Here is a 4,570-nt window from a genome sequence, read left to right on the forward strand (position 1 = left end):
CGCACCGGGGGTTGCGGGCCCGGCGGGCTCGGAGTCGCTCGACGCCGGATCGCCGTCGGCGTCGGCCGCGGCATCCGCTCGCTTCGACTCGCGGGAGCCGTCGAGGCCGACGCCGCGGATCGTCAGGATCATGAACAGCACCATGCTCGAGACGATCGCCATGTCGGCGACGTTGTAGATCGCGGGGATCAGCCACGGCGTCGAGACGAAGTCGACGACGTGGCCGAGGCCGAAGCTCGGCTCGCGGAGCAGCCGGTCGGTGAGGTTGCCGAGTACTCCGCCGAGCAGGAGCCCGAACACGAGCGCCCAGGCGACCGAGCGGATGCGCCGGGAGAACCAGATGATGAACGTGATCACGCCCGCGGCGAGGATCGTGAAGATCCACGTCATGCCGCTGGCGAGCGAGAAGGCCGCGCCGGGATTCCGCACGAACTGCCATTGCAGCACGTTGCCGAGCACCGGCACGACCTCACCCTCGGTGAGGTTCGTGACGACGAGGAACTTGCTCAGCTGGTCGAGGCCGTACACCGCGAGGGCGCCGCCGACCAGGATGAGGAGTGCAGTGGTGGTGCCGACCTTCGCGGCCCGCTCAGCCGCCAAAGCCCTGGAAGGTCGGTGCCGGCGTCTGGTCGCCCGCGCTCACGGGGGCGGAGAAGCCCTGGTTGCCCGAGACCTGCACCGGCGCGGCCGTGTCGAGCTCGCGCAGCTGCCCCTCGATGTAGCTCTTCAGCTTGAGGCGGTAGTCGCGCTCGAAGATGCGGAGCTCGTCGACGCGCTTCTCGAGCGCGAGGCGCTCCTGGTCGAGGATGCCCATCTGCTGGCGCTGCTTCGCCTCGGCCTCGGCCACGACGCGCGCGGCGGTGGCGTGCCCCTCGGCGATCAGCGCGTCGCGCTTCTCGATGCCCTCGCGGACGTGCTCCTCGTGGAGGCGGCGGGCGAGCTGCAGCAGGTTCGTCGTCGACGTCTGCTCGTCGAGCTCGGACTGCGGCTGCACGGGCGCCTGCGTTGGCACGGCCACCGTGGGAGGCGGCGCAGCCGGCTCGGTGTAGACCGCGGCGGGGGTCGGCGCGGCGGGCGCGGACTTGCCGGCCTCGGCCGCTCGCGACTCGGCCGCGGACAGACGCTGGCGCAGCTCCTCGTTCTCCTGGTTCAGTCGGCGCAGTTCGACGACCACCTCGTCGAGGAAGTCGTCGACCTCGTCCTGGTCGTAGCCCTCCCGGAACTTCGTCGCCTGGAAGCGCTTGTTGACCACATCTTCCGGAGTTAGCGCCATGGCTTCCCACCCTCAAATCTGTCGAGCTGTTCGAACGTTCTGCTAACGGTAGCAAAGACCTCCACGCGGCCGCAGTGCCGAACGTCACGGCCCGCCACCTCGCAGGAGATCATCAGGCGGATGCCGCGGCGCCGGCCGCCAGCCAGGACACCACGGTCATGGCGACGATGACCAGCAGCATCGCGAGGCTCCACCCGAGATCGAGTGCGACCTGGCCGATGCGGATCGGCGGCACGATGCGCCGGAAGAAGCGCACGGGCGGATCCGTGACGCTGTACACCGTCTCCACGACCACGAGCCACGCTCCGCGAGGACGCCACGAACGATTGAACGTTCGGACGAGGTCCAGCACGAACCTCGCCCACATGACGAAGAAGTAGACGAGGAGCAGCGTGTAGAGGATGTTCCAGACGACGGACAGTGCGCCCACGGCAGCTACGCGTGCGTGAAGAACGACGCGTCGACGTCGCCTTCGGCCTCGCCGGCCTCGCCCGAGACGACGACGTGCGCCGGCGAGAGGAGGAACACCTTGCTCGTGACGCGCTCGATCTTGCCGTAGAGCCCCTGGGACAGGCCGCTCGCGAAGTCGATCAGGCGACGTGCGTCGCCGTCCGACATCTGCGAGAGGTTGATGATCACGGGGACTCCCTCGCGGAAGGACTCGGCGATCACCTGGGCGTCACGGTACTGACGCGGGTGCACGGTGAGGATCTCGTTCATCTCCGCCTGCGGTGTAGTCGGTTGGACCTGGTGCTTGCGAAGCGGCGTGACGGCCGCTCCGGTCTTCGGGGCGGCGGGAGCCGCGTGCACGATGGGTGCAGCGGGCGCCGGGGCCTGCGGGGCCTCCTGCTCGAACTCCTCATCGGCGAGTCCGAGGTAGACCATGGTCTTCTTGAGCGGGTTGGACATCGCTGCCTCCGTCTGTGTTCCGTCTGTTCGAGGCTAACCGGCGTCCGGCCGATTCCCGGTGATTGCGGTTCCGATCCGCAGGTGTGTCGCGCCCTCCAAGATCGCCTCACGGAAATCGTGCGACATCCCCATGGACAACGCCTGTGCGTCGGGTGCCTGGTGCCGCACCCGCTCGGAGAGCAGCCGCATGCGGGCGAAGGCGGGCCGGGGCGGCTCACCGAGCGGCGCCACCGCCATCAGGCCGCGCAGGCGAAGTCCGGGCGTCGCGAGCACGTGCTCCACGAGCCGATCGACCTCGTCGGGCTGCACACCGCCTCGACCTGGGTCGTCGGTGAGGTTCACCTGCACGAACGCGTCGATCGTCGCCGCGTCGGAGCGGAGTGCGTCCACGAGCGACGCGCGGTCGATGGAGTGGATCGCCGTCGCGTAGCCCCGGACCTGCTTGGCCTTCTTGCTCTGCAACTGCCCGACGAAGTGCCAGCGGAGCCCGAGGGAGGCGAGCTCCGCGGCCTTCGCCTGCGCCTCCTGGTGCCGGTTCTCGCCGAAGTCCTGCACGCCGAGCTCCGCGAGCTCCGCGACGAGCGACGCCGGCTGGAACTTGGTCACCACGATGGTGGTGATCTCGTTCGGATGCCGCCCGGCATCGCGCGCGGCATCCGCGATGCTGCCGCGGACGGACGCGAGTCGGTCGGCGAGCTCGCTCATGCGCTCCCCCGTTCGGCCGACACGGCCCGGCTCACTTCAGGAAGTCGGGGATGTCGAGGTCGTCGCCGTCGTCGTCGAACGCGGGGTCGGAGACGATCTGGTCGGCTGGCGCCGGCGACGCCTCGCCCCAGTTCGCCGTCTCGACGAGCTCGTCGATGTCGATCTCGCCGATCACCTCGGACACGGCCTCGGAGCCCGCGCCCAGCGAGGAGCCGCCGACCGCTGCGCCGACGCCCACCGCGGCGGGCACGAAGTTCGTGCGCCTCGCCTCGACGGGCTGCTGCTTGGCGTTGGGCTCGCCGCCGTCGAAGCCCGCCGCGATGACGGTCACCCGCACCTCGTCGCCGAGGGTGTCGTCGATGACGGCACCGAAGATGATGTTGGCCTCGGGATGCACGGCCTCCTGCACGAGGCGGGCCGCGTCGTTGATCTCGAAGATGCCGAGGTTCGATCCGCCCTGGATGGAGAGGAGCACGCCGTGGGCGCCGTCGATCGACGCCTCGAGCAGTGGGCTGGCGACGGCGAGCTCGGCCGCCTTGATCGCCCGATCGGCCCCACGCGAGGAACCGATGCCCATGAGCGCCGATCCTGCCCCTTGCATGACCGACTTGACGTCGGCGAAGTCGAGGTTGATGAGGCCGGGGGTCGTGATCAGGTCGGTGATGCCCTGGACACCGGCGAGGAGCACCTGGTCGGCGGTCGCGAAGGCCTCGAGCATCGAGATGCCGCGGTCGCTGATCTCGAGGAGCCGGTCGTTCGGCACGACGATGAGGGTGTCGACCTCTTCCTTCAGGCGCGCGACCCCCTGCTCGGCCTGGGTCTGGCGACGCTTGCCCTCGAATCCGAACGGCTTGGTGACGACACCGATGGTGAGGGCGCCGATCGACTTCGCGATCCGCGCGACGACGGGCGCACCGCCGGTGCCCGTGCCACCGCCCTCGCCGGCGGTCACGAAGACCATGTCGGCGCCGGCCAGCGCCTCCTCGATCTCCTCCGCGTGATCCTCCGCCGCGCGGCGGCCGACCTCGGGGTCGGCGCCGGCGCCGAGGCCGCGGGTCAGATCTCGGCCGACGTCGAGCTTGACGTCGGCATCGCTCATCAGCAGTGCCTGGGCATCGGTGTTGATCGCGATGAACTCGACCCCGCGCAGGCCGAGCTCGATCATGCGGTTGACGGCGTTGACGCCACCGCCGCCGATGCCGACGACCTTGATGACGGCGAGGTAGTTCTGGTTAGACGACATGTCCGGCCCTCCGTGCGAACTCTGAACCCTGAACCTCAAGTCGAAGGTTAAAGTTTTGCTGAGTATGCAATTCCTGATTCGACGGTAGGTGCCCACTGCCCGCCGCACCGCAAGGAGCCCCCGCGTGTCGCGAACCGCCGCGCGGATCGGCATCGAGCACGGGCGCTGTCGCCAGGCGTCGCACGCCTGCGCCATCACTCCGTGACGGGACTCGTGGGCGCCGACACGTCGTACAGCGACACCGTGTCGGGCGGCGCCGCCACCATCAGGTCGGCGAGCACGTCGGCCTTGAGCACCGAGTCCTCGGCACTCCCCCACACCTGCTCGTCGAGCACGGCGCCGTCCTCGGCCTTCACGTTCGCGGTGCCGTCCTTGAACCCGAACAGGTTGCGAGGCGTCGCCTGCGCGGTCGACGTCGACGAAGTGCGGCCGAAGCCGAG

General features: G+C 69.4%; 6 protein-coding genes and 1 pseudogene. All 7 read right to left on the reverse strand.

Features of this window, described 5'->3' with window-relative positions:
- A partial coding sequence (gene lspA, locus GH736_RS17735; protein ID WP_203230831.1) for a signal peptidase II occupies positions 1–600 on the reverse strand: 600 nt, incomplete at its 3' end.
- Positions 590–1,273 (reverse strand): DivIVA domain-containing protein, encoded by a 684-nt coding sequence (locus GH736_RS17740; protein WP_159605685.1) that lies wholly within the window; start codon positions 1,271–1,273, stop codon positions 590–592. The genes lspA and GH736_RS17740, both read right to left, overlap by 11 nt.
- A gap of 112 nt (positions 1,274–1,385) precedes the next feature.
- Entirely contained in the window at positions 1,386–1,703 is a 318-nt protein-coding gene (locus GH736_RS17745) for a YggT family protein (protein WP_159605687.1), read from the reverse strand.
- A gap of 5 nt (positions 1,704–1,708) precedes the next feature.
- A complete protein-coding gene (locus tag GH736_RS17750; protein ID WP_159605689.1) occupies positions 1,709–2,182 on the reverse strand; it encodes a cell division protein SepF in 474 nt (157 codons plus the stop codon).
- A 33-nt stretch (positions 2,183–2,215) separates the two neighbouring features.
- Positions 2,216–2,887, reverse strand: coding sequence for a YggS family pyridoxal phosphate-dependent enzyme (locus tag GH736_RS17755; protein WP_159605691.1), 672 nt, complete (start codon positions 2,885–2,887; stop codon positions 2,216–2,218).
- A 31-nt stretch (positions 2,888–2,918) separates the two neighbouring features.
- Positions 2,919–4,130, reverse strand: a complete 1,212-nt coding sequence (gene ftsZ, locus GH736_RS17760) for a cell division protein FtsZ (protein ID WP_159605693.1) — start codon at positions 4,128–4,130, stop codon at positions 2,919–2,921.
- 194 nt (positions 4,131–4,324) lie between these two features.
- Positions 4,325–4,570 (reverse strand): annotated as a pseudogene (locus tag GH736_RS25195) (Dyp-type peroxidase domain-containing protein); the annotation flags it as partial.

It is taken from the genome of Agromyces humi, assembly GCF_009720255.1.
Lineage (GTDB): Bacteria > Actinomycetota > Actinomycetes > Actinomycetales > Microbacteriaceae > Agromyces > Agromyces humi.